Below are 24,708 nucleotides of genomic sequence, written 5' to 3'. Positions count from 1 at the left end.
TGTTTTGAAGTTGTGTGCGGACCTGGTACCGTCTACGAAAAAACAGCGCATTTCTTGTTTACACACAAGAAATGCACTGTTTCCATTTACTTCTCTTCAATTAACCCACTATCCACCAAGAATTCCTTGGCGACGAGTTCAACCATAATACCGTCATTATCGACTTTTCCATTCATGACTTGCATGGTTTCTTCATCGATTTTACCTTCGAGAAGGCCGAGGATTTCTTCAAGTTCTGGGTATTCTTTGAGTGTTTCATCCCGTACTAACGGCAGTGCGTGGTAGGGAGGGAAGTACGATTTGTCATCTTCTAACACGCGTAGATTCGCAATCGCCAGCTGTCCATCTGTCGTGTAGGAGTTAATGACATCTACTTCATTTGCACCAATCGCGCGATACATCATGCCGTGGTCCATTCCTTTGACATCTTTAAACGCAATGTCATATTCCGTTTGGAAACCAGGTAATCCATCTGGCCGGTCAATAAATTCGAACACTGCGCCCAATGTAAAGTCTTTCGAAACTTTAGCGAAATCACTAAACGTCACAAGGCCGAGCTCTTCAGCTTTCGCCTCATCCAATGCTAGTGTATACGTATTATTGAATCCGAACGTACCAAGTGCGGTGATATGGTCACCCGCGACAAGTCGTTTGGTCGTTGCTAATGTTTCTTCAGCTGTCCCGGGTTCTTCGTGGTAATACGTCACCACAATAGTTCCCGTATAGTCAGGGATGACATCGATATGGTCATTTGTCATGGCGTTCCAAACGACCGACGAGCCACCCAGGTTTTCTTTGTAGAGAATATCTATACCTAATCTATCCTCAATTAATTGTCCCATTACGTGAGACAAAATAATACTTTCGGTATTATTACGAGAACCGAGTCTAAGGGAATCTTTTTCATTGAATATACAGCCTGAAAGTAGGCTGGCCAGTAAGATTGTGACAAGCAATAGTGTAAGTTTGTTTTTTAACATCATTTCAATCCTTCCGGCGTCGTCCAGCGTTCAACGGCGCTAAAGAACGTTTCAAGGGCAATCGCAAGGATCGCCGCTGGAATGGCTCCAAGTAAAATCAATCCGTCAATTCCACGTGTAATTCCGAGGAAAATGAAGTCGCCGAGCCCACCTGCTCCGATGAATGCTGCCAGTGTCGCGTTACCGACGTTAATGACCGCAGCTGTTCGAATTCCGGCCATAATAATAGGGACTGCAAGAGGCAATTCTACTTTAAACAAAATTTGCATGCTCGTCATACCCATACCTCTCGCGGCTTCGATTGTGGCGGGATCCACATCTTTAATTCCTGTGTATGTGTTTCGCATAATAGGCAGTAAAGAGTAAAGGAATAACGCAGCAATTGCGGTTTTCACGCCAATTCCGAAGATAGGAATCATAAAACCCAGTACAGCTAAACTAGGGATGGTTTGCATGATGCCTGCCGCGCCAAGGACTCCAGTTTTAAGTTTTGGTACGCGCGTAATGAGAATCCCGAGCGTTACAGCAATGAGCACCGCGAGGATCATCGAGAAGAATACGAGTTGAATATGGATGGACGTTGCTTCGAGCACTTCCGGCCAGCGCAATTTGGTTTGTTCCACCAGTTGTTGCCATATATTTAAATCATTCATGTAGATCGGCCCCCTTATCTGTCCATTGACTAGACATCGCAGAGAGTAAGGAGCCGCGGTTGACGAGTCCTACCAGTATATGATGTTCATCAACAATTGGAATCATGCCGAACGGTGAGGTATCCATCATGATAATGGCATCTTTCGCTGTTGCCGTATCCACTAAAAAAGGTACGGCTGGCTTCATCACTTCATCAATGGTTTTAATGCCATCTACATTTTTAATTAAATCGTAAGCAGAAACAATCCCGAGTAGCTTCTTATGATCATCTAAGACGAGAAGATCTGTTATTTTTCGTTGACGTATAAGCGAAATGGCTCGTTCTGGAGAAATGTTGGAACGGGTAGTGACAACCTTCTCTGCCATTATTTCCGTAACAGGCATCAGTTCAGGGTTTTGGATAATTCGATGCTTACCCATAAATTCTTCTACAAAGCCGTGAGCGGGTTCGTGTAGTAATTTCTCTGGAGTGTCTAACTGAAGTAAATTGCCGTCTTTCATAATAGCAATACGATCGCCCATCTTTAACGCTTCGTCCATGTCGTGTGTAACAAAGACAATGGTCTTCTTTAACTTTTTGTGTAGCTTAAGTAATTCTTCTTGCAGCTGTTCACGTGTAATGGGATCAAGCGCACTAAATGGTTCATCCATTAAAATAACATCCGGATCCGCTGCAAGCGCTCTCGCAATTCCGACACGTTGTTGCCCACCTGATAATTCTTTCGGATAACGTGTAGCATATATTTCGGGATCAAGCCCGACTAATTCGAGTAATTCTATTACACGTGTTTTAATTTCTTTTTCATCCCAATTTTTGAGTTGGGGTACAATAGAAATATTCTTTTCAATCGTATAATGAGGAAAAAGACCGATTTGCTGAATGACATAACCAATATTTCTGCGGAGTTCAGCGGCGTTGTAAGATTTGATATCTTTGCCGTTGATAGAAATTTTCCCACTGGTGTGTGGAATAATCCGGTTAATCATTTTCATTGTAGTAGACTTACCTGAACCACTAGGTCCTATCAGAACTAGTAATTCACCTTCAGCAATCTCGAAGTTGACAGATTTCACGGCTTGAAATCCACCTTCGTACACTTTGGTAACGTTTTCAAACTTAAGCATAAGTACCTCCTGTATGTAATTAAAAGCAAATCCTGATTTCTAAAAGATTTTGAAAGTAGGATTTAAAAAATAGACGTCACTCCTTAATAAATTAAGAAAGTCGTCTGAGATAATATCTTAACATATTAGTAAAGTTTGTTCAAGAATCGATTAGGTGCCAGGTCCTAGCACAAATTAGAGACAATTCAGAATCGTTCTAGAATTGTGTGTGGACCTGGTACCTTTTGTATTTGATTTCACGAGTAAATACGTATAAAATATACTTCTGTACTCTTATAAAATACTGAAGAGGTACGAGTGTACATATGAATAAATGTTTTAGTGGAGGGTCTTTATGAAATATAGAATTAGTAATAAGCAAGTATTCGAGCAAGCACAGTTGCGATCGGTGTCTGATGTGCCATTCACTGAAGAAGAACTTCAAAACGGTATGAAGTTGGCGGTCGCTAAGGAAGATTCTACATTGGCGCTGTATTTAGTAGAGGTTGACGGTCAAAAGAAATTTGAAGTTCGTTGGGATGATTCGCACGAGCTCTTCACCGGCTGGTATTCGGCGTGGGAAAATTTCACGTGGTGTTTAGATATCGTAGGGGACTGATTTCACAGATAGTTGTGTACAAAACTAAGCATCCAAATACTCTAAAAAAGACTCCGCAGGTTTATGCAAAACTGGCGGAGTTTTTTGTGTTTTCAAGGTACCAGGTCCCCACACAATTCGGGAACAATTCAGAATTGTACGAGAGTTGTGTGGGGACCTGGTACCGTTCGCAGGTACCGTTCGCAACCGTTTTCGTTCCCCTGGTACCGTTTCCAGTCCCCAAAAAAGCCACACAAACATATGCTAATACAAAAGAAAAAGTTTGTGCTACTGACAAGGGGAGAGGAGCTACTAGTTCATGACTACGAAACCGCAACAATTAAAAAGAGGCGACACAGTAGGCATTGTAACGCTTGGAAGTCCGCTGGCGGCTAATCGCATTACGGAAGGGATTCGGATGTTGCAAGGAATGGGATATAAAGTCGTGGTGGGAGAGCATGTGTATTCCGCTAATGGATTTCTTGCAGCGACTCCTCGGCAAAGGGCTTCGGATTTAATGAAGATGTTTAAAAATCCAGAAGTGAAATGGATTTTACCTACTCGCGGTGGAGTCGGGGTGGCAGGGGTTTTACCATATCTTGATTTCAACGTCATTAAGCAAAATCCTAAAATTGTTTCGGGATATAGCGACATTACGATTTTATTGAATGTATTGTTTGAATATGCTGATCTGATCAGTTTTCAAAGTTTGTTATTGTTAGACTTTAGTCCAGGAACGCCTTCATATAATTTCAATCAATTCTTTACAGCGACATCAAATGTTAAGGCGCCTTGGCAGATTATGAATCCGCCTGAAGTTCCGTTGATTGGATTAGTTCCAGGAAACGTTACAGGACCGATTGTAGGCGGGAATCTCACGTCATTCGTGGGCACATTAGGCACATCGTTTGAGATTAATACAGAAGGCCGAATTCTTCTGTTGGAAGAAACGCACGAGCCGGTCAATACAGTGTATCGATACTTAAATCATTTGGCGATGGCAGGGAAATTTGATGATTGTGTAGGCATCATTATGGGACAATGCACGAACTGTCAATCTGCCTACGGGAAAAGCTACGTGGATTTGATCAATGAATTTCTAGTTCCACTAGGCAAACCTTTATTGACCAACCTAGCCAGCGCACATAGTTTCTATAAAGCCACAGTTCCTATTGGGGCGAGTGTTCGGATGGATACGGTGAATCGAACGTTGACGGTGATGGAGCCAGTAGTAAAGTAGGTGTCACGTCCATATACAATTCTTCACATACATTATTTATTTTTTACTATTATCCGTAAGATTTAGGGTATACTAATAAAGTAAGAAGGTCTGTTTGGTAAAATAAGGTAGCGTGTATAGGTTGAATAGATGTTCTCTCAAGACGACAAGAATAGTAGGTGAATCATATGGGAAAGTATCAATTGGATAGCAAAGGCAAGGCGTCTGTAGCGAAGTATCATGAAAAGAACAAGCCAGCGCAATTTGATAAAAAGAAGCATCTTGAAAAAATACGTACGGCGTATTTGGAAAAAAAGCAAAAACAAGCAGATGAATAAGTTAAATTAAGTGCTCGTATAACTCGAGAACTATTTTGAATGGTACTGGCACGGATCATATGCATACGTGGAGAACTCTCAGCATTTATTGCTTGGAGTTTTTTGTATTCATCTAACACAATCCTTACGGAAATATGTTATAAACGATCCGATTTAATATCGTAAATCCATAATTATTGTTATGATGTGTTTATATTCTGAAGAAAAGATAGTTGCCATCAGAAAATACTTAAGAAGGTGTGAATTCCATTGAATCTTTTAAATGTTAGAAAAGGCCAATTTGTTTATTACCAAAATAAGCTGCATCAAGTCTACTCTGTGAAAGCTTTTTTTAAGCAGTCGGTTCACTTGGTTCGACTAGAAGATTTTGAACAACAACTGGCAACGGCTAAAGAAATTACATTGTATAAACCAAAACATATGGACAGTTTTGTAGTGAATCATAAACGGTATACATTGCATAAGGACGAGAAGGCTAAAGTGGGCGATTATATTTTAATCATCAACCCTCAGCCAGATTCTTTAGATTATCACTATCTCCACGCGATTGAAATGGTGTCTTCCATTGAACGAAACGGCGTCATCAGCAATAAATCCAATGGAATTAAACATAATGAATATTGGGTGATGATCCCTGGGTTTAAGGAAGGTGCGAATATTATTGATTTGGAAGTACCAGATGTCAATTATATAACTGAACATGGAAACGAACAGTTGGAAATCCTCACACCTGAAGCGCATATACCTAAAGTAGGTGATATCTACCAATCTAACAACAGTGTTCCCCCTCTACAGGCGATGGTTATCGCAGTACAAGGCGAAACACTTTATTTAGGCGGAGATATTGAAGTGAAAATGAATGAATTGACGGATAGTAATTCATGGAGTTTAGTTCACAGCATACCGAGTCTGTAATCTCAGGTAAGTGCCAAACAATAAAAAGAGTGGACCAGGTTTCCTACCTGATCCACTTTTTCTATAATTTATATAAATTACTGTTGCATATTACCCGCGGTATATCCGCCATCTACTGCAAGTGTTACACCACTAATGGATCTTGCAAGGTCTGAGCATAGGAATACGACGGCATTTGCTTGTTCTTCTGCGGTAGACATTCTTCCAGCTGGAAGGGATGCAAGTACTGCCTCGTATTGCGCAGGGGAAGTTTTAGACCAGTTTTCAATCGCTGGTGTAATCGTAGCACCTGGGGCAATTGAGTTAATCGTAATTCCTTTTTGACCGTACTCCAATGCAACTGACTTAGTTAAACCGGTAATAGCATGTTTGGATGCAGTATAAGGTGCCATATTTGGAGAGCCTTGAAGACCCGAACCTGATGATGTGTTGACGATTGCACCACCGCCAGTTTTCAGCATAGCATTTACTTCATGCTTGATGCAGTAAAATGTGCCGTACAAATTGACTTTCAATGTAATATCCCAGTCTTTTGAATCCAATTCACCAATTGGCTTTTGCCCTTTGTTAATGCCCGCGTTGTTATGGGCAAAGTCGAGCTTGCCAAATGTTTCAACCGTTTTATTGACGAGTTGAATTACTTGCTCCTCGTCACTTACGTCACATTTGAAAAAGGCTGCTTCACCGCCAAGGTCTTTAATAATTTGTACAGTTTCGTGCCCTGTTTCTTCACTCACATCTGAAATCATGACTTTCGCACCCGCTTTTGCCAATGCGACTGCAGTTGCTCTACCTATTCCTGACCCCGATGCTGTAACTAATCCTGCTTTACCTTCCATAATTCCTATCATGAAAACACTCCTTTTATGTCAGTATTTATTAATTTGTACAAGGCCAATATACGCCCTAATTAAAGTTGAATCAACTATATAGTTTAATGTCTAACTAAGCGAAGTATACTACGTGCCAATAAAATGTTAAAACCATGTTGAATGGATGTAGCACAGCTGGCAAATGTGATCTACCTTTTAGAAGGTGAGGAAAAGCAATAAGGGAAAAGCTTCAAAAAGCTTTTCCCTTATTTGAGTTACTTACTACTGCTAGTCGAGACGGGGAAAATGGTCTGATCATTGACTATCGTTTCATGTACACGGATATCCTTGATTTTTTCAGGCTTGACCGTTAGTGGATTTTCATCCAAAATCACGAAATCTGCTAGTTTTCCGACTTCAATTGAACCTTTCTTCTGTTCTTCGAAGTTTTGCCAAGCCGCATCGCTTGTTACGGACTTGAGTGCTTGCATAGGCGTGATTCGTTGTTCAGGCCCAATGATTTCACCACTTCTTGATGTCCGGTTCACTGCTGACCAAATAGCCTGTAGCGGAGACATCGGCACAACGAATGTATCTAAATGGATAGAAAACTTGATGTCTCTGTCAATTGTCGATTGGAGAGGGCTCATCCTAGAAGCGCGCTCTGGGCCCATAAATGTGTCTCGATGCTGATCACCCCAATAATACGTGTGGGAGACGAAGTAGGATGGGGTGATCCCGAGCTCTTTCATGGAATCCAGCTGATCTTCTCTAGCCATTTGTGCATGTTCGATTCTATGGCGGGCATCAGGGCGCGGAAATTCTTCTTGAGCGATCCGGTATGCTTCAATAATATCGTCAATGGCCGCATCGCCATTTCCGTGAACTGCAATTTGGTATCCAGCTTGATGGAGAGTTTTCACGCGTTCGATCAGTACTTCTTTATCCATTCCAGGATACCCTTTATAATCAGGGTCATTAGCAGGTGTCTTATGATAGGGTTCTGTTAAATACCCCGTGTACCCTTGGATAGAGCCATCATAAGAAATTTTTACTGGTCCCAGTTTGAACCTGTCGCTACCGAATCCTGTTGTGAATCCACCTTCTTCACCAGGCGATATCATTCCACCCCAGCCAGCTCCCATGGCGGTGATTCGAATAGGAATTACATTGCGTTCTATAAGATTTTGAAGGTATCTCATAGCGGCTTTATCTACACCTGCAATAATGGAAGTCGTCACACCTGCTGAGGCATATTGTTCCACGGCATGAATTGTAGCGCTTTCATTTTGTTCTTGTGTAATAGGAGGAATGATCTTGCTCACTAGATCCGTCGCATGCTCCTCTAAAATTCCATTTGGTTCTCCTGTTTTCGGATCTCTGACTATCGTGCCGCCTTTAGGGTCGGCTGTTTCTTTCGTAATTCCTGCCAATTGTAATGCTTTCGAATTTACGACAGCTAAATGGCCGGATGAATGCATGATGTGGATGGGATGCGTAGTTGAAATCTTATCCAAATCCTCGCGTGTCGGATGTCTTCCTTCTTTCATGAGCGTTTGATCATATCCTTGACCTTGTATCCAATCACCTTCTGCAGCATCTTTCCCCCACTCTTTCATAACATCAATCAAATCTGCGATGCTAGTAATCTCGCCGACGGGTGGGCTGTTCAAATCAGCAAAGACGATGTCATGTAACCCGGAAGCCGGGAAATGACTATGCGTATCATAAAATCCGGGAAGTATCGTTTTTCCTTTTACGTCTTTCATGACGGTATCCCGTCCTTGCAATTGACTCATCTCTTTGTCAGTACCGACTGCAATGACTTTGCCGTTTTTTACAGCGATGGCTTCAGCCGAGGATTCATCGCTGTCCATCGTCAAGACGGTTCCGTTATGGTAGATGGTGTCGGGAGCAAGGGGGTCCAATTTCTTCGGTAAAGTTTTTGCAGAAAGACCTAGTAGAATTACACTAGCGAGTACAAGCGTGGTGGTGATCATCAGTTTGTTAGCCATAATCCATCCTCTTTTCCATATATGTAAGTAAGTTTCTGCTTTTTATCCATTTTCTCCTTTCCTGGAAAAAATATCTTGCTAGTAATAATTTACAGAGAATTCTATATATTGTCAACGGTCAAGATGTACTATGATTGTGAGTAGCGTGGTGATTTGTTATGTAGAAGTGTGAATCGAATAGTTCTTTCAACCGGTTTACAATGGTTGAGCAGTTCCTACCTTTTATTTACAATAATACATACTATTAAGCTGTAAGCATGCATATAATTTACATGCAAGCTTAAAGGCGACTAGATTACTAGACCGGTGGAGTTGCCTACATATAAACATGGGAAGTCATAAACAAAGGGGGATTTTTATGAAGTGGGATTACGAATATGATGTAATTGTAGTCGGTTCTGGAGCATCTGGGTTTACGGCCGCAATCACAGGAAAGAAAGAGGGCTTGAAGACGATCCTAATTGAAAAGGAGTCACGATTCGGAGGGGCGTCGGCACTTTCGGGAGGCGGGATATGGATTCCGAACAACCGCTATTTGGTCGAAGGGGGAGTAAAGGACAGTTTTCAAGAGGCCAAGACGTATTTGGACGCGACGGTCGGCGACAACACTTCGGACGAGATGAAAGAGACCTATTTGAATAAAGGAATCGAGATGCTTGACTATCTCCATGAAACTTCCGAGCATATGCGGTTTACGTATGCAAAAGACTACTCGGACTACTATCCTCATTTGGCAGGCGGAAAGGGAGAAGGGCGTTCCATTGAGCCCACGGTCTTTAATCTTAATCAGCTAGGCGATTGGAGAGAGCGGATGAAGCCGCCCGCGATGGATACGAAAGGATTTGTCATGACAGGTCAAGATTTCCGTCATATTAATATGATTACTAGAACGTGGAAAGGAAAGACGAGAAGTCTGACGCTCGGTTGGCGTCTAGTCAAGCACTTGATCTTTAGAGCCAACTATTCAGCTTTGGGCCAAGCGTTGATCGGTAGACTCGCGTTGACGTACAAAGAATTGGGTGGCGAGCTTTGGCTAGATAGCCCGTTCATCGATTTTATTATTGAAGACGATTTAATTGTCGGTATTACGATTATGAAAGATGGCAAGGAGACGCGTGTGAAGGCATCGAAAGGAGTCATTTTCGCGTCGGGTGGTTTCTCTCAGAAGCAATCGTATCGTGAGAAGTATCTTCCAGCTCCGACGGATAAAAATTGGACATCCTCTCCACCAGGACAAACGGGAGATTTATTGGATCCGGCCGAGAAGCTTGGCGCGAAATTCGGCTTCATGGACAAAGTTTGGGGAGCGCCATCTATAATTGATCATACAGGAATGCCTTTCTTCTTAGTGGCTGACCGGGCAATTCCATCGATGATTATCACAGATCAAGACGGAAACCGCTATATCAATGAGCCGACGCCATATCACGAATTTGTGGATACGATGTATGCACACAATGACAGAACCGACGGAAAGGCCATTTATTCGTGGATCATCCTCGATCATAAAGCGAAGAAACGGCATTTATTTGCGGGATTGTTTCCGGGACAGGATTTTCCTAAAGCCTATTATGAACACGGTGTGGTTCTAAAAAGCGACACGATTGCAGGATTGGAAGAGAAATTAGCGATACCGAATGGAAATCTCGTGAAGACAGTGGATCGGTTCAATGGCTTTGCGGAGACAGGAAAGGATTTGGATTTCCATAGAGGTGAAACCCAGCATGATCTGTATTACGGCGATCCTACGCTGAAAAATCCCAACTTAGATGAGCTGAACAAAGGGCCATTCTACGGATTAAAAATATATCCCGGTGATATTGGAACAAAAGGCGGAGTCGTCATGGATACTCAAGCCCGCGTGTTGAAAGAGGATGGCACGCCAATCAAAGGACTGTATGCATGCGGCAATTGCTCAGCTGCCATCATGGGAGAATCCTACCCGGGACCTGGCGCGACAATCGGACCTGGAATGACATTCGGTTATATCGCAGCCCTTCATTGCAAAGGGAACTAGTGGTATGGAGTTACACTGTGCGACAAGATAAAGTGCCAAGTCATCACAAAATTGGCTTAGGAGAGGCATTATGTATGCTTCTCTATTTGCTATAGCGTGACTCTAGTAAAACAGACTGTGAAGAAATTACCCGGAAGTATAAAAAAACATACAGGATACTTGCGTCAAGTTGAGTTCAGAGCATGGTCTTGCGCAGTGGGTATAGAGATAAGAAGTCAGCATCGCTTTCAATCGGGATTAACCGATTACTAGATGAAATGATAGACTTATAAGTTCAATGGATATAGACTGAGTTAACAGAAAAATCTGTATGAAAATTAAGGATAGGGGAGGGGTAGTATGAAACTGTTAACTAGATGGTCTAACACATTAATGGAGCGGTATTTACCAGACCCGTATATTTTCGTTGCCATTTTAACGCTGGTTGTATTCGCGCTCGGTCTTGGATTCACCGATTCGGGTCCACTCGACATGATTGTTCATTGGGGAGATGGCTTCTGGGGGCTGTTATCGTTCACGATGCAAATGGTGATCGTGCTAGTTGCGGGATACGTTTTGGCTATTAGCCCTATATTCAAGAAACTATTGAGCACGCTGGCAGGGGTTGCAAAATCGCCTGGCTCCGCAATTATACTTGTTTCCGTTGTCGCACTGATCGCTTGTTGGATTAACTGGGGGTTCGGTCTGGTCATTGGTGCCCTTTTCGCGAAGGAAATTGCAAAGAAAGTACCCAATGTTGACTACCGTCTTTTAATTGCAAGTGCTTATTCCGGTATGATTATTTGGCATGGTGGTCTAGGTGGAACCATTCCACTTTCGATCGCGACTGCAGATCATCCATTCGCTGACATAATGGGTGTCGTTCGCACATCTGAAACAATCTTTTCAACGTATAATATGATTATTGTCGTGGCGCTACTCATTGCCATTCCGATTTTGAATCGTTTTATGATGCCAAAGCCTGAAGATACCGTTACTGTCGATCCGAAACTATTAGAAGAACATATTGAAGTGGAGAAAAGTACAGATAACACGCCGGCTAGCAGACTGGAAAACAGTGTAAGTATTTCCATGCTGATCGGCGCACTCGGTCTCATTTATCTCATTCAGCATTTCCTAACCAAAGGATTCGATTTAAACTTAAACATTGTGAATTTTATTTTCCTAGTACTCGGCATTATTTTCCACGGGACACCGAAACGTTTTCTTGCCGCGGTTACAACTGCAGTTAAAACAGCCGGTGGCATCATCATCCAATTCCCGTTCTATGCAGGAATTATGGGCATGATGGTTGCTTCAGGACTTGCTGGCGTCATGTCCGAATGGTTTGTTTCCATTTCGACGGAAAGTACGTTTCCATTGTTTACGTTCTATGCGGCGGGCCTAGTGAACTTTTTTGTACCATCAGGTGGCGGTCAGTGGGCAGTGCAAGCTCCTATCATGCTCGATGCCGCGCAAACACTTGGCGTTAGCTATTCGAAAACAGCTATGGCTATTGCGTGGGGCGATGCATGGACCAACATGATTCAACCGTTTTGGGCTTTGCCAGCACTCGCCATCGCGGGACTTCGCGCAAAGGATATTATGGGCTACTGTCTTTTCATACTGTTAGTGAGTGGGGTTATTATTAGTATCGGTTTGTATTTCTTCTAAGTGAACTTGAAACGACTGGGCTAGTGTCCAGTCGTTTTTTGATGGTGTGCAGGGAGTTTGTTGCATAGAAACGGAGGGATCAAGGGCTACTGTATTCCTGTCGTAACAGAATGTTTCCCATTTCAGCTATCAATCGTTATACTAGAAAAGACGGAACGAATATACGTTCTGAATTCGACCGTACACTATACAGCTAGAGAGGTTTACATATGAAAGGCACTTCACATTTATTTATCGGCACAACGGTCGGCGCCATTGCGGGATACGCTGTGCAGCCGGACATCCAGACTGCGTTGATTGGCGCGGCAGTTGGCGGAATATCCGGAGTCGTTCCGGATCTCGATACGAACGGACTCGCGAGCAACAGCATCACACTTAGTAAGAAAGTGAGCAAATGGCTTATGGAAACTGCTGGCATCGTTATTCTGCTGACGCTCATCTATCAAGTATTTACAGAAGGACTGAGCCAAGATATTTATCTGTATGGAGGTATCGGACTTCTGTTGCTCATTGTGTCGCGACTCATCACACAGCGACGGATGCTCACCATTACCGGTATCCTCGTCATGCTTCTCGGTTTTGTCCTTGACCAGTCGCTAGGTATTTTACTCGCTGGTAGTTATATTATTATTGCGTCGTTCTTGCCACATAGATCGTATACGCATTCTATTATAGGGATTGTCTTTTATGCGTATATTTTGAAGCATTTGTATATGCAGTGGCCGATCGACGGTCTGGTTGCTGCAGGGCTTGCGGGTTATGTTAGTCATCTGCTTGCGGATATGAAGATTCTTCCTGTTAATCGGCGCGGGGTTAAATGGTTTTTGCCTTTGTGGAATCGGGAGTTTTAAGGTCCCGACACAACTTAAGAGCAATTCAGAATTGTGTTAGGATTTGGTACTCACCTAAGAGAAGCGCTACACACGCTTCTCTTTTTGCTATATGATTACAATAGTAGAACTTAATTTAAACAATCCATAGGTGAAAAAATGAAAAAACTAAATAAAAAGCCGATTAGTATGCAAGTATGGTTAACGGCTTTGGTGTGTATGGTTGTTCTTGTTTCTCTGTCAGTAGCCGGTTATTTAATTGGTAGCAATGCAGCTGATCAAGCAAGGATATCTCAATCGGAAAAGGCGATGAATATTGCCGTTACTATCAGTCATGCGCAGTCAGTGATTGATGGCTTGACGGGAAAAGGACCAATTGAAGATATCCAGACGTTCACTAAATCTGTGCAAAACGACACACAAGTTGAATACATCGTAGTAATGAATAATGAACGTATCCGCCTGTCCCATCCAGTAGCTGAGCGCATCGGCCAATACTTTGTAGGTGGCGACGAAGACAAGGCATTTGCGGGAGAGCAGTACACGTCTATGGCTACAGGAACATTAGGTAAGTCAATGAGAGCGTTTGTACCGATCATGTCTGAAGGTCAAATTATAGGTGTGGTTGCTGTTGGTATTATGATGGATAATGTCCGCACTAGTGTTTTAGCTAGTATTAATGCGAGCTTTATCGGGATTGGCTTTGGATTATTGATTGGCTTATTTGGCGCCATTTTATTAGCGAAAAAAGTGAAGCGTACTTTATTTGGACTTGAACCAAGGGAAATCGCTCAACAACTTCGTGAAAGGGAGTCGATGCTTGAAGCGGTCAGCGATGGGATTGTCGCCATTAATGACAAGGCAGAAATTGTCTTAGTGAATCAAGCAGCAATCACGCTTTTCCGTAATGCAGGCGTGGGAGGTAACCCCGTTGGAAAGCCTATTCAGTCCTTTATTCCTTCGCTACCACTTCAGCAGATGCTCGAACATAAAAAACCTCAGTATGATCAAGAGCTTAAATTAAATGGACTGGATGTCGTGGTTACCCAAGTACCTGTCATTTCTAACGATAGCTTAGTTGGAGCGCTTGCTATATTTCGTAATAAATCCGAATTAACCTCGCTGGTGGAACAGCTATCTGGGGCTAGGGTATACGCTGAAACGCTGAGGTATCAAACGCATGAGTTTATGAATAAACTGCATATTATCATGGCGATGGTTCATACGAAATCCTATGATGAGTTAAAAATGTATACCGCCTATATTTCAGATGCTTACCAAACGGAAACAGGCATCGTTTCAAGACTAGTCAAAGATCCCGTCATTGCAGGCTATTTAATGAGTAAGTTAAGCGAATTACGCGACTCAGGGATAAAGATTAAGTTACATGGAGATCATCCGCTACCTCCGTTAAAAAAGGTTGAGCATATGGATAAGATTATTACGATACTAGGAAACTTAATAGACAATGCTTGTGAAGCAGTGAGTGATCGTGTCGATGGCGAGTTACAATTGACACTTAATTATGAAGAGTCCCGATTAGAATTCAGCGTATATGATAATGGACCTGGAATCCTCGTAGAGAATATTGAAGAAGTATTTGAACAGGGGATGTCTTCAAAAGGTGAAGGACGCGGTTATGGGCTGTACCTAGCTAAAATTGCATTGGATGAATTGGATGGCATTTGGTCTATATCTTCTACGAAAGGAAAAGGCACACAATTTATTGTAAGTGTTCCATACAAAGGTGAAGAATCATGATACAAGTATTAATTATAGAAGATGATCCAATGGTAGCGAAATTCAACGGAATTTATTTGGAAAGTATTCCAGGTTTCATGGTTGCTGGTTTTGCAAAAAATGTAGCAGAAGGTCGGAAGTTTCTTGAGTTGTCAAAAGTGGATCTCATTTTACTTGATGTCTATATGAAAGGACCCACCGGACTAGATCTGTTAAAGGAGCTTCGAAAAGAGGGCGACCCGCTAGATGTTATTCTAATTACAGCTGTCAATGATAAAGAGTCTGTGCAACAAGCGCTACGTTATGGAGCGGTTGATTATCTTATAAAACCATTTACTTTTGAACGCTTTCAAAACGCTTTGTTGCAATTTAAAAAGCAATATCATTTGATGAATCAGCATGAGAAAATCAGTCAGGATGAAATTGATAATTTACTTCAGACGATAGATAGAAAAAAAAGTGAAGCAATTGAATTGCCAAAAGGTCTAACGAAAACGACATTCACACGTATTGCGAAGCAGATCATTGGAAGGCAAGGAACTATATTTTCTACAGCAGAACTCGCAGAAGATGTCGGAATTTCAAGTGTATCCACACGAAAGTATTTACACTATCTGGTTGAACATAAACTAATCGATAGCCATATAGTTTATCAAGGAACAGGTCGTCCGTTAACAAATTACCAACTGTTGCCTGAAAAAGCAGATATCCTTCAGTCGTTGCTTAAAAATTAATATACATGGTGTATTAATAAGCTTCCGGGCAGTTTGGCGACAGAAATAAGCAACTGCTTGAGTTGCTTATTTTAGTTACAAAAGTATTTGTTTGATTACATAATATATAATTTCTGAATAGTCCCTCTTATAGTTGAACTAATAAGAAAGCGTTTTCGGAGGGATGACAATGAAGGAAGTCGCATCAACTACCTGGCAGAAATTATGGCGTTCACATGACCAGGCAAAAGATTTACTAAATTTCTTTTCGTATAAGAAAAAACTAACGGCAGCAAATCATCATGAAGCTGCAGAAGGCGAACAGATTTCACCCCAACCCCCTAATCAGAACTCAGGTAAAAGTTCGTCCTATTCTACCGTCCAATTGGTAGGTCTCATTCTGGGTCCGCTTTTATTTATCATTATGATGTTCTTTTTATCTCCTGAAGGCATGAATCCAGAAGCCAAATCAGTACTGGCTGTGACACTGTGGGTAGCGACATGGTGGGTTACGGAAGCGATTCCAATCCCGGTCACATCGCTGCTTCCCATTTTTCTATTACCAGTGACAGGTGCTATGGAAGCCGATGTGGTAACGTCTTCCTACGGCAATGACATTATTTACTTGTTTTTAGGTGGTTTTTTCATTGCTACAGCAATGGAGAAATGGAACTTGCATAAACGGCTGGCATTGGCCATTATCTCTTTCATTGGTACAGGGACCCAAAGAATCTTGCTCGGTTTCATGATAGCTACAGCATTCCTATCTATGTGGGTTTCGAATACAGCAGCGGTTATGATGATGATTCCTATGGGATTGGCGATTACAGCCCAGGTAGCTACTGCGTTAAAAGGCACTCCGGAAGAAAAGGAATTGCCGAAGTTTGAAAAGGCACTTATTTTCGGAATTGGTTATGCGGGAACGATTGGCGGGCTCGGGACGCTTATAGGTACACCGCCCAATATTATTCTAGCGGCACAAGTTAAGGAATTATTCAATGTTGAGATTTCCTTTGCGGGCTGGATGCTCGTCGCAGTACCGATTGTCATAGTACTTTTGTTTTCTACTTGGATTTATCTTGGGCGCTTTGCATTTAAGATGAATATCAAAGGTCTTCCCGGTGGAAAAGAAGTAATTACCGAAGAACGAAAGGCATTAGGGAAGACATCGTTTGAAGAAAAAGCGGTGAGTGCAGTCTTCGCTTTTGCAGCGTTTATGTGGATCACACGTGAATTTCTTTGGATTAACATTCTTCCAGGTTTAAAAGACGGCATGATTGCGGTAGTAGCAGCGGCATTGCTATTTGCTATACCCACTTCCAAGAAAATCGGCAAACGAATTCTAGCATGGGAAGATTCAAAAGAAATTCCATGGGGAGTATTGCTATTATTTGGAGGAGGACTTGCCATTGCAGCAGGTTTTCGAGAAACGGGACTTTCTGAATGGATTGGATCACAACTGACAGCTTTGGATGGGTTCCATATAATCACTATTATTACTGCTTCCTCTTTACTGGTGCTGGCATTGACGGAGTTTACATCTAATACGGCAACAGCAACAATGATTCTTCCTGTATTGGCAGCACTTGCACTGTCTATGCATATACATCCATATGCTTTGATGGTACCAGCTGCTATGGCTGCAAACTGTGCTTTCATGTTACCGGTCGGCACACCTCCTAACGCTATCATTTTCGGAACGAATAAGCTCCGTTTAGGAGAAATGGTACGAGTCGGATTCATCATTAATGTGTTTGTACTCATACTGATTGTATTGGCTGCCTACTTCCTATTACCTCTGCTTTGGGGAATTGATTTACAAGTAGTGCCAGAAGAATTTTATACGAATTTTAAGTAAGAGAGAATTTGAGTACGCGGTAAACACACAATTCTTGAATCATTCAGGATTGTGTCACGACCAAGTACTTAAAACTAGCTTCGCTGTAGATTTTTGATAGGCGCTAGATTCTTGACAATGCTAAATTGTTTGGGATCTGGTGCTTTATTAATGGATACCAAATTATTTATTTTCCATCATTTCTTTTATTGAACTTTGTGGAAAACGTAGTCATCAATACTATAAAAATAGGTATTAAACTCCATAAAAAGAACCCCCAATTCTTTGTCAGTAAAGACAATGCTAAGAAGAAAGCAAGTGCGACAATTGAAATATAAACAGTGCGTTTTTGAAATTTATTCATTTTACACGCTCCTTTTCGTGGTACCAGTTATATGTATCGACGAACATGTTGGCAATATTGTGTATACGCCTCGCCGTAAATTTTTACTAAAGATTGTTCTTCGAGTATAACTTGTCGATTAAATAACCAAAAACCTAAGATCAAATATACTAATACAATCCAATTCGGATAAATGAGGAACTCACCCAATAAGACCATCCCAAAAGCAGTATATATTGGATTTCGACTGATGGAAAAAGCGCCAGTAGTAATCAAAGAACCTGGATTCTCTTCATCTATGCCAACTCTAAAGCTTTTGCCAAATGAAAGTAAACTGTAAACGAATAACAAGAGCCCACCGAAGCATAAAACCACACCAATCCAACTGACCACTTCATAGTAAAATAGCTCTGTTCCTAGCCTTGGGAAATGGAAGACGTTTGAAATAATTACATATAATAAAAGCAAAGCAAAGGGCGGTATGATGAAATCTTTTTTGTCCATTTTGCCGAATTTAAATACTTTAATACCGAATTTCTTTAACTGGATTGACCGAATAATCACCAGTATGATGAATATGATGATTGTTGTTACAGCAATGTATCCTTGCATTCATATCCCTCCTTTTAATCCCCTGTTTCCTTCATTATCTATAGATATCTTACCATGTTTAGGTACCAGGTCCACACACAACTTAGGCGCAATTCAGAATTGTTTAGGGACCTGGCACCTGTAATAAAGAGAAGAAAGTAGAAAAGAAATAGGAAGAGATCCAAGAATCTGCAATGAGTGTTATTGCGGAAAAGGGATATCATGCCACTACGATGGAAGATATTGCAGCCAAGTCGCTTCAGGTCGAAGATATCGAGATGTAGCGGTCAATTCGATTTATGCTGGTACTAATGAAATTATGAAAGTGATTATCGCGAAGAATATGGGGCTTTGAAGAAAGGTAGGTGAGTGGGGATCTTCAATCAAATATATATAAAGCTGTTAGTGAATAGCCTATTATTTATACTTAAAAACGCGATGAACCAACCATCGCGTTTTTATAGTTTACGGTTGGATAAGTACTTTGATACAACCGTCTTCTTTCTTATCAAAAATGGCATATGCATCTGCAGCGTCTTCCAATTTTACTTTGTGGGTAATAATATCTGTCGGATCGAATTCTTTTGCTTCGATTTTTTTATATAGCTCAGGCATTAAGTGAATAACGGGTGCTTGTCCCATTTTTAAGGAAACGTTGCGTGTGAAGAAATCGCCAAGTGGGAAGTTGTTCGCATCCGTCGCATAGACACCTGTTAATTGCACCGTACCAAACTTCCGTACCACTTGTGAGGCGGTGATAATCGGGCTGATCGTTCCGAATTGATTATCTCCACTGGACCCAAATGTTTCACCTGGTTGCACCGTTCCATCCATACCTACACAATCAATGACGACGTCTGCGCCGCCTTTCGTTTCTTCATGCAATAATTTGCCAATATCGTCATGTTCTTTAAAATTATAGGTTTCTACTTTATTAGTTTTTTCCGCATGCTTCAAGCGATAATCGACATGGTCTACCGAAATGACTCGTTTGGCACCTTGCATCCATGCAAATTTTTGTGCCATTAATCCAATTGGACCGGAACCTAAAATAATGGCTGTATCGCCTTTTTTCAAGCCGCTATGAAGGACACTCCAATAGGCTGTAGGAATGACATCAGATAGTAAAGCGAGATGCTCGTCATCTAGCTCGCTATTTTCTGGAACTTTAAATGACGTGAAGTCCGCATATGGAACACGTAAATATTCAGCTTGGCCACCTGGGAAGTTTCCATTTGGCTCAGCAAATCCGAATAGTCCTCCAACTTCTCCATGTGGATTGGATTCATCACATTGACTTTCCATTTCATGTTGGCAGAAGAAACATTCACCGCACCCTATATTAAACGGAATGACGACCCGGTCGCCTTTCTTTACGGTTTTCACTTCAGAACCTACTTCTTCGACAATCCCCATCGGCTCATGACCCACTACATAATCTTGCTCGGGCACAATCCCGCCATGATACAGATGCAAATCCGATCCACAAATACCACTTGTCGTAATGCGTACGATTACATCACTAGTTTCTTGGATACTCGGAGCTTTCACTTCTTTAGTGACCATCGACTTCTTTCCTTGAAATGTTACTGCTTTCATACCATCACATCCTTTTTGCGTTGTGTTTATTTTGTACCCGTCTACTTTCTATGTAAACTACATAAGTAGGAATATGATGATTGATACCTAGTAGATGAAAGAATGGTAAACATAACGATGTAAGTATGTTAAAAGAAGTGCTATAAAGGGAAGTGAAGAATAAGGAGGGATTCATTCATGTTACAAGAAAGCGAATTGAAGCATGTACAACGATCTGTTGAATTAGCAGAAATGGCGCTACGTAAAGGAGATCAGCCATTTGGTTCGGTGTTGGTTTCAGCGAGTGGTGAAGTGTTAGCTGAAGACCATAATCGTACAAGTGGTGGCGACCCGACGCAACATCCCGAATTTGCTTTAGCGCGATGGGCGGCAGATCATATGGACGCAGAAGACAGGGTGAAAGCGACAGTATTTACGTCAGGTGAACATTGCCCGATGTGTGCGGCAGCGCATGGTTTAGTCGGTTTGGGACGAATTGTCTATGCGAGTTCATCGAAACAGTTAATGCAGTGGAAGAAAGAAATGGGTGTGACTACGCCTACTTCTGTAAAGAGTTATCCAATTCAAGAAATGGTGCCTGCTATCGAAGTAGTGGGGCCGGTAGAAGGGTATGCGGAGCAAGTGCGAGAGTTGCAACGGCAGTACTATCAGAAGAATAATTGAAGTAGATTATGGGAAGAGAGCCGTTTGTTTAGGCTCTCTTTTTATCTCGCTAGTTTTTTCAATACTTTATTAAAAAGCAATGAAATGTGGAAAAATAGTAAAGAGGCAAAAACACCCAGTATGAATATATTAGATAGCAGCAAACCTGAAATGTCTCCATCTATCAATAATGAAGTGAGTAATAGTATCCCCACAATTACTAATCCACCTACTATATAGATAAGGAAGTACATGCTATATTTTTGAACTTCATTCCGAAACGTGAACTTGTCAAAATATATATCTACATAATGCGAATACGGTATCCCAGCAACTATATATATGGGTATTGAATAAAGAAAATAGAGTACGAATAATGCGTCATAAGGAAAGTACCCAACGTCGGCTTGTTGTTTCGCTAAGGGGGTGTATTCGTTAAAAGCTAAGGATAAAGAAAATACGATTGCGGAAAGTATAGCGATAAGAAGTTTTCTCGGAAATTTCATATACTTCACCTCTATTCATACTACATTTATAAAATTAGTGTCTTGACATTGAAAGGGATGCGATTGCGGTTGGAACCCGTTGATCTGCGCTACAGCCGGACGCGTGTCTTATGGGAGGGCGGTGAACCACATCCCTCCGCTTCGCCGGGGTGTTTCACCTGTCCCTCTGATCCCCCCCAGAGCCGGCTTCCGCTCCGATCAACTATGTGAATATTTCAAACATTATTCTGTAAACGCCCCCGATTACGGAGGAAAGTTGGGACTATATGATGCCGAGAAACCGCCATATATTAGTCAGTTATTTTGGAACTACATCTATCTTTTCTATTCCACGTTGAGGGGGATCAGAATCTAATTGAGCTCCGTCCCAATAAACAATTACGTGGGCCCCCACTTCTAATTCTTTGTACTTACTAGTTTCAAAACCGTAATATGCTCCCTCTTTTTCTTGAGCAAGGTTTAGTAACTCATCTTCTTTCTTATTAGATATATCTTCTTCACTGATATTTGGTACAACTAGTATTTGGCTCCGCCCATCTTGAGTCTCTCTTATATCAACAATAATGCCTTCTTGTTGTTTCGAAGTACTATCCTGATCTTCCAAGTCATTTGCTTGTTCTTGCCCGCAACCAGCTATTAGGAAACTCCATGCGACGAATAAAGTAAGTAATTTTTTCATTAACTTCCCCTCCTATCGTAGTAGACTGTTCTTTTATAGTTTAGTTACAACACTTTATTCAGCATTGGTATAAAAAAGCATTGGGTATTTCAATGCTTTGTTTGTTAGCTACACTAAAATTAGAGGGAAAATGAGTAAAAGTTACATTTATCTGATTATAAAATGTGGCTTTAACAAGTTATTAATAGCTTTTATTCCATAATTCATTTTCATTGTCATACATAATCGATACATATGCATGTTCGATTTTCAATTCATTCTGCAGATAATTAATAAAAGATAAAAACATTTTTTCGCTTACTTCTTCTTTATTGTTATTTAACCTAATATTAAGCGAAGGTATACCTCCTACCTCATAAGATGCCGTAAGAGATATCCCTTTTGCTTCACCGAATTTTTGATTTATATAACTATCAATTTTTGGTTTTACTTGTTTAAGGAATTCTTCTTCTTCCTGAATTGATATATCATCTTCCATTTTTCCAGTTTTTCTGTTTTCATAAACCATAAACGATTTTTGTGTCTCTGTATCAATAACCATTGCAGCATAATCGTAATTTCCGGATTTCTGTTCACTATTATAATAGACATCTGAAATTTCGTATTTCATTTCTGGATATTTTGTTTGGAGGTATTGTTCTGCTTGTTCAGTTGCCTTTTCCATTTCTTTTTCATCTGGTACCAATGACGCTCTAAGTTCCATGAATAAAAAGACAGTCCCCAATAGTAGTACTAACAATATCCCTGAAACTATCCATATAAATTTGCTCCAACCCTTTTTCAAATTCATCATTTCACCTCCCTATAATAAGTATCACTTTAATACGAAAACAATTATATAAATAAGACTTCGAAGAGAAAAAAGGTTTTTCGTCATAACTGATTGAATTGCAGACTGAGGAGGTGGTATCCTTCCTGTGTAATAATAATCTCTGTGTTATGATAGCAGGATAAATTAAAACTTGTCGGTGGAAGGGGAAAAGCGTCTCCAAACCGCAGATTAACTATATAACAAGGGGAGGAATCATAAAGTGATTATTCAACCAATTAAAGCCTTTTCCGATAATTATATATGGTGCATTCAAGAAGAAACAGAGGTAGTGGTGGTGGATCCAGGTGAAGCGAAAGGTGTCCTTGATTACCTGGAAGAAAAGCAGCTTCGTTTGGGGGCCATTCTTTTAACTCATATGCATGAAGATCATACTGGCGGGGTACGGGAGATTCTTGTGAGTCATCCGGAAAGTCTTGTTTATGGACCGAAAGAAACGAAAGACTTGGTGAATAGTGTTGTAAAGGAAGGGGACTCCTTTAACTTGTTGAGCCAAACTTTCCAAGTCTACGAATCAGGAGGTCATACGCATGGCCATATCAGTTTTTTAATGGGAAATCATCTCTTTTGCGGGGATGCCTTGTTTTCAGCAGGATGTGGTCGGGTTTTTACCGGCGATTACGAATCTCAATATGAAACTTTGCAGAAATTTAAGCGCTTGGATGATGATATACAAGTTTATCCGGGTCACGAGTATACCGAAACTAATTTACGTTTTGCATACGAAATGCATCCCAATCATAAAAAAATCTCCAACTCATTGGAAGAAGTTCGGGAATTGCGTGCGAAAGGACAGCCAACGCTTCCGACAACGATCGGCAGGGAGAAGGAAATTAACCTCTTTCTGCAAGCGGAAACATTGGAAGACTTTATCGAATTACGTAACGCCCGTGATGAATTCTAGAACAATTAACTTTATTCAATCGCATAAAGTGAACTGATATAGTATCTATGATAAGATAAGGTCAATAAAATGATGGAGGATGATAGTGATGAACCAAGTACTCGTTGAAATTTGTTTACGTGTTAGAGACATTGATGCTACTTTAGATTTTTATACGGAGCTTTTTGATTTTGAAGTAGCCAGTCGCAGAGAATTCCCTAATGATAAATTTGATTTAATCTATCTAAATTCACCAGGTTCTTCCGTACAAATAGAACTTACGTATAATTATGATGCAGAACCATATGTTATAGGAAATGGTTTCAGTCATTTAGGCGTAACAGTAAATGATTTAGAAAAAATGCATGAAATTTGTAAAGTTTCTTCTTATGAAACAGGTGAATTAAAAGGACTTTCAGGCGAAGCACCTTCTTACTTCTTTGTTACTGATCCTGATGGCTATAGAATCGAAGTTAAGCGTAAGCACTAAAATGTTCTAAATACAAAAATGATTGTAAAAAGCCTAACCTCCAGCCTCTACTTACAAAATAGAGATTGAGGTGTAGGCTTTTATTTTGGTTCTATAATACATGTTGGGGTCTTTGAATTTATGAATTCTGAGATTTTTATCTGAATGTCAGGGGAAGGACTAACATTTTCCGGATGAAGATTGTGCAGCACTCTTCTAAATTCTTTTGATTCGAGATTCAATGCCTTCATATAATCAACACCTTTATCTTTATCAGTATAATTTTACCTTATAGTATACAGTTCCAATGGATTAATTGCTAATTAGGTGTGTGACCAAATACTTGTTACTGCAATCGCACCCGTTAGCTCGGATAGTGGTTGAAACTCGTTGATCTGCGCTCCAGCCGGACGCGTTCCGGAGGGCGGGCGGTGAACCACACCCCTTCGCTTCGCTCGCTGGGTGTTTCACCTGTCCCGCTGATCCTCCCGGAGTCGCCGGCTTCCGCTCCGATCAACTAAGTTGCTATGAATAACCATGTTAAACAATCGCGCCCGATTCTTGCACAATCTTGGTCCCTTTAAGCCATCTTTTGAAGAAAAATTAACCTTACTTAATGGCTTTTTGAATCGACTGGAGTTTCTTTAATTCTCAAAACAACAACCGATATCAAAGACAATAGATTCAGACAGAGTAATATCCAGTTATATAAGTTAGTCGAACCCTCTAGAAGATAGGTTCC

23 protein-coding genes and 1 pseudogene are annotated in these 24,708 nt (G+C 41.1%); 15 read left to right on the top strand and 9 right to left on the bottom strand.

The window, feature by feature from the left end; translation table 11 throughout:
- Positions 1-86 precede the first annotated feature (86 nt).
- From CSV70_RS08705 to CSV70_RS08695, 3 genes are read right to left on the bottom strand one after another with little or no spacing between them, the layout of a single operon-like run.
- A complete protein-coding gene (locus tag CSV70_RS08705) occupies positions 87-980 on the bottom strand; it encodes a glycine betaine ABC transporter substrate-binding protein (RefSeq protein WP_099628636.1) in 894 nt (297 codons plus the stop codon).
- Entirely contained in the window at positions 980-1,633 is a 654-nt protein-coding gene (locus tag CSV70_RS08700; protein WP_099627384.1) for an ABC transporter permease, read from the bottom strand. The genes CSV70_RS08705 and CSV70_RS08700 overlap by 1 nt, the downstream gene beginning before the upstream one ends.
- Positions 1,626-2,759, bottom strand: coding sequence for a betaine/proline/choline family ABC transporter ATP-binding protein (locus CSV70_RS08695; RefSeq protein ID WP_099661007.1), 1,134 nt, complete (start codon positions 2,757-2,759; stop codon positions 1,626-1,628). Before CSV70_RS08695 ends, CSV70_RS08700 begins: the two co-directional genes overlap by 8 nt.
- A gap of 334 nt (positions 2,760-3,093) precedes the next feature.
- Between CSV70_RS08695 and CSV70_RS08690 the strand changes: the two genes are divergently transcribed.
- From CSV70_RS08690 to CSV70_RS08670, 4 genes are all read left to right on the top strand, one after another.
- The gene (locus CSV70_RS08690) at positions 3,094-3,357 is read left to right on the top strand and encodes a hypothetical protein (RefSeq protein WP_085131531.1); all 264 of its coding nucleotides are present in this window, start codon (positions 3,094-3,096) and stop codon (positions 3,355-3,357) included.
- Between the two features lie 298 nt (positions 3,358-3,655).
- The gene (locus CSV70_RS08680; protein ID WP_099661005.1) at positions 3,656-4,576 is read left to right on the top strand and encodes a S66 peptidase family protein; all 921 of its coding nucleotides are present in this window, start codon (positions 3,656-3,658) and stop codon (positions 4,574-4,576) included.
- Positions 4,577-4,743: 167 nt separating this feature from the next.
- A complete protein-coding gene (locus CSV70_RS16575) occupies positions 4,744-4,893 on the top strand; it encodes a hypothetical protein (protein ID WP_099628573.1) in 150 nt (49 codons plus the stop codon).
- A gap of 249 nt (positions 4,894-5,142) precedes the next feature.
- The gene (locus CSV70_RS08670; RefSeq protein WP_099661004.1) at positions 5,143-5,808 is read left to right on the top strand and encodes a hypothetical protein; all 666 of its coding nucleotides are present in this window, start codon (positions 5,143-5,145) and stop codon (positions 5,806-5,808) included.
- A 77-nt stretch (positions 5,809-5,885) separates the two neighbouring features.
- Here CSV70_RS08670 and CSV70_RS08665 read toward each other — a convergent pair whose 3' ends face one another.
- Both CSV70_RS08665 and CSV70_RS08660 read right to left on the bottom strand, forming a co-directional pair.
- Positions 5,886-6,659 (bottom strand): SDR family NAD(P)-dependent oxidoreductase, encoded by a 774-nt coding sequence (locus CSV70_RS08665; RefSeq protein WP_099661003.1) that lies wholly within the window; start codon positions 6,657-6,659, stop codon positions 5,886-5,888.
- Positions 6,660-6,895: 236 nt separating this feature from the next.
- Entirely contained in the window at positions 6,896-8,635 is a 1,740-nt protein-coding gene (locus CSV70_RS08660) for an amidohydrolase (RefSeq protein ID WP_099661002.1), read from the bottom strand.
- Between the two features lie 358 nt (positions 8,636-8,993).
- Here CSV70_RS08660 and CSV70_RS08655 point away from each other — a divergent pair, with 358 nt between their 5' ends.
- The 6 genes from CSV70_RS08655 (at position 8,994) to CSV70_RS08630 (ending at position 17,446) form a co-directional block, all read left to right on the top strand.
- Entirely contained in the window at positions 8,994-10,652 is a 1,659-nt protein-coding gene (locus CSV70_RS08655; protein WP_099661001.1) for an FAD-dependent oxidoreductase, read from the top strand.
- A 339-nt stretch (positions 10,653-10,991) separates the two neighbouring features.
- Complete coding sequence (locus CSV70_RS08650; protein WP_099628571.1) at positions 10,992-12,305, top strand: short-chain fatty acid transporter; 1,314 nt, start codon at positions 10,992-10,994, stop codon at positions 12,303-12,305.
- A 209-nt stretch (positions 12,306-12,514) separates the two neighbouring features.
- A complete protein-coding gene (locus CSV70_RS08645) occupies positions 12,515-13,156 on the top strand; it encodes a metal-dependent hydrolase (RefSeq protein WP_099628570.1) in 642 nt (213 codons plus the stop codon).
- Positions 13,157-13,294: 138 nt separating this feature from the next.
- A complete protein-coding gene (dcuS, locus tag CSV70_RS08640) occupies positions 13,295-14,896 on the top strand; it encodes a DcuS/MalK family sensor histidine kinase (RefSeq protein ID WP_099628569.1) in 1,602 nt (533 codons plus the stop codon).
- Positions 14,893-15,609: a response regulator gene (locus CSV70_RS08635; protein ID WP_099628568.1), complete on the top strand. Its 717-nt coding sequence runs from the start codon at positions 14,893-14,895 to the stop codon at positions 15,607-15,609. The genes dcuS and CSV70_RS08635 overlap by 4 nt, the downstream gene beginning before the upstream one ends.
- Before the next feature lie 169 nt (positions 15,610-15,778).
- Positions 15,779-17,446, top strand: a complete 1,668-nt coding sequence (locus CSV70_RS08630) for an SLC13 family permease (RefSeq protein WP_099628567.1) — start codon at positions 15,779-15,781, stop codon at positions 17,444-17,446.
- Positions 17,447-17,816: 370 nt separating this feature from the next.
- Here CSV70_RS08630 and CSV70_RS08625 read toward each other — a convergent pair whose 3' ends face one another.
- Positions 17,817-18,380, bottom strand: a complete 564-nt coding sequence (locus CSV70_RS08625; protein ID WP_099628566.1) for a methyltransferase family protein — start codon at positions 18,378-18,380, stop codon at positions 17,817-17,819.
- Between the two features lie 173 nt (positions 18,381-18,553).
- Between CSV70_RS08625 and CSV70_RS16900 the strand changes: the two genes are divergently transcribed.
- Together CSV70_RS16900 and CSV70_RS16755 are read left to right on the top strand one after the other, a co-directional pair.
- Positions 18,554-18,643, top strand: a complete 90-nt coding sequence (locus CSV70_RS16900) for a TetR family transcriptional regulator (RefSeq protein WP_099628565.1) — start codon at positions 18,554-18,556, stop codon at positions 18,641-18,643.
- Positions 18,622-18,714, top strand: a pseudogene (locus CSV70_RS16755) (acyl-CoA dehydrogenase family protein); the annotation flags it as partial. The gene CSV70_RS16900 and the pseudogene CSV70_RS16755, both read left to right, overlap by 22 nt.
- A 110-nt stretch (positions 18,715-18,824) precedes the next feature.
- Here the strand turns inward: CSV70_RS16755 and CSV70_RS08615 are convergent.
- Positions 18,825-19,958: an alcohol dehydrogenase catalytic domain-containing protein gene (locus CSV70_RS08615; protein WP_099628564.1), complete on the bottom strand. Its 1,134-nt coding sequence runs from the start codon at positions 19,956-19,958 to the stop codon at positions 18,825-18,827.
- A gap of 177 nt (positions 19,959-20,135) precedes the next feature.
- Between CSV70_RS08615 and CSV70_RS08610 the strand changes: the two genes are divergently transcribed.
- Complete coding sequence (locus CSV70_RS08610) at positions 20,136-20,621, top strand: nucleoside deaminase (RefSeq protein WP_099628563.1); 486 nt, start codon at positions 20,136-20,138, stop codon at positions 20,619-20,621.
- Between the two features lie 783 nt (positions 20,622-21,404).
- On the opposite strand, the gene CSV70_RS08600 is transcribed toward CSV70_RS08610, so the two are convergent.
- Both CSV70_RS08600 and CSV70_RS08595 read right to left on the bottom strand, forming a co-directional pair.
- Positions 21,405-21,785 (bottom strand): DUF3221 domain-containing protein, encoded by a 381-nt coding sequence (locus tag CSV70_RS08600; protein ID WP_099628561.1) that lies wholly within the window; start codon positions 21,783-21,785, stop codon positions 21,405-21,407.
- Positions 21,786-21,966: 181 nt separating this feature from the next.
- Positions 21,967-22,575, bottom strand: a complete 609-nt coding sequence (locus CSV70_RS08595; protein ID WP_099628560.1) for a YfjL-like protein — start codon at positions 22,573-22,575, stop codon at positions 21,967-21,969.
- Positions 22,576-22,816: 241 nt separating this feature from the next.
- Here CSV70_RS08595 and gloB point away from each other — a divergent pair, with 241 nt between their 5' ends.
- Positions 22,817-23,518 carry a hydroxyacylglutathione hydrolase gene (gloB, locus tag CSV70_RS08590; RefSeq protein ID WP_099628559.1) on the top strand — a complete coding sequence of 234 codons (702 nt, stop codon included), beginning with the start codon at positions 22,817-22,819 and terminating at the stop codon, positions 23,516-23,518.
- An 88-nt stretch (positions 23,519-23,606) separates the two neighbouring features.
- Positions 23,607-23,987, top strand: a complete 381-nt coding sequence (gene gloA, locus CSV70_RS08585; protein WP_099628558.1) for a lactoylglutathione lyase — start codon at positions 23,607-23,609, stop codon at positions 23,985-23,987.
- Positions 23,988-24,708 lie beyond the last annotated feature (721 nt).

Origin of the sequence: Sporosarcina sp. P25, assembly GCF_002743235.1 — a bacterium.
Taxonomy (GTDB): Bacteria; Bacillota; Bacilli; order Bacillales_A; family Planococcaceae; genus Sporosarcina; species Sporosarcina ureae_B.
The sequence above is the reverse complement of the archived record's forward strand: the minus strand, read 5'-3'. Positions and strand labels throughout refer to the sequence as shown.

Bases quoted from the DNA above. Each gene is read 5' to 3' on its own strand.
- CSV70_RS08695 (WP_099661007.1), bottom strand. From the start codon at position 2,759: ATGCTTAAGTTTGAAAACGTTACCAAAGTGTACGAAGGTGGATTTCAA.
- CSV70_RS08595 (WP_099628560.1), bottom strand. From the start codon at position 22,575: ATGAATTTGAAAAAGGGTTGGAGCAAATTTATATGGATAGTTTCAGGG.
- CSV70_RS08705 (WP_099628636.1), bottom strand. From the start codon at position 980: ATGTTAAAAAACAAACTTACACTATTGCTTGTCACAATCTTACTGGCC.
- CSV70_RS08630 (WP_099628567.1), top strand. From the start codon at position 15,779: ATGAAGGAAGTCGCATCAACTACCTGGCAGAAATTATGGCGTTCACAT.
- CSV70_RS08625 (WP_099628566.1), bottom strand. From the start codon at position 18,380: ATGCAAGGATACATTGCTGTAACAACAATCATCATATTCATCATACTG.
- CSV70_RS08650 (WP_099628571.1), top strand. From the start codon at position 10,992: ATGAAACTGTTAACTAGATGGTCTAACACATTAATGGAGCGGTATTTA.
- CSV70_RS08655 (WP_099661001.1), top strand. From the start codon at position 8,994: ATGAAGTGGGATTACGAATATGATGTAATTGTAGTCGGTTCTGGAGCA.
- CSV70_RS16575 (WP_099628573.1), top strand. From the start codon at position 4,744: ATGGGAAAGTATCAATTGGATAGCAAAGGCAAGGCGTCTGTAGCGAAG.
- CSV70_RS08610 (WP_099628563.1), top strand. From the start codon at position 20,136: ATGTTACAAGAAAGCGAATTGAAGCATGTACAACGATCTGTTGAATTA.
- CSV70_RS08680 (WP_099661005.1), top strand. From the start codon at position 3,656: ATGACTACGAAACCGCAACAATTAAAAAGAGGCGACACAGTAGGCATT.
- CSV70_RS16900 (WP_099628565.1), top strand. From the start codon at position 18,554: ATGAGTGTTATTGCGGAAAAGGGATATCATGCCACTACGATGGAAGAT.
- CSV70_RS08635 (WP_099628568.1), top strand. From the start codon at position 14,893: ATGATACAAGTATTAATTATAGAAGATGATCCAATGGTAGCGAAATTC.
- CSV70_RS08660 (WP_099661002.1), bottom strand. From the start codon at position 8,635: ATGGCTAACAAACTGATGATCACCACCACGCTTGTACTCGCTAGTGTA.
- CSV70_RS08700 (WP_099627384.1), bottom strand. From the start codon at position 1,633: ATGAATGATTTAAATATATGGCAACAACTGGTGGAACAAACCAAATTG.
- CSV70_RS08600 (WP_099628561.1), bottom strand. From the start codon at position 21,785: ATGAAAAAATTACTTACTTTATTCGTCGCATGGAGTTTCCTAATAGCT.
- CSV70_RS08645 (WP_099628570.1), top strand. From the start codon at position 12,515: ATGAAAGGCACTTCACATTTATTTATCGGCACAACGGTCGGCGCCATT.
- dcuS (WP_099628569.1), top strand. From the start codon at position 13,295: ATGAAAAAACTAAATAAAAAGCCGATTAGTATGCAAGTATGGTTAACG.
- CSV70_RS08665 (WP_099661003.1), bottom strand. From the start codon at position 6,659: ATGATAGGAATTATGGAAGGTAAAGCAGGATTAGTTACAGCATCGGGG.
- CSV70_RS08615 (WP_099628564.1), bottom strand. From the start codon at position 19,958: ATGAAAGCAGTAACATTTCAAGGAAAGAAGTCGATGGTCACTAAAGAA.
- CSV70_RS08690 (WP_085131531.1), top strand. From the start codon at position 3,094: ATGAAATATAGAATTAGTAATAAGCAAGTATTCGAGCAAGCACAGTTG.
- gloA (WP_099628558.1), top strand. From the start codon at position 23,607: ATGAACCAAGTACTCGTTGAAATTTGTTTACGTGTTAGAGACATTGAT.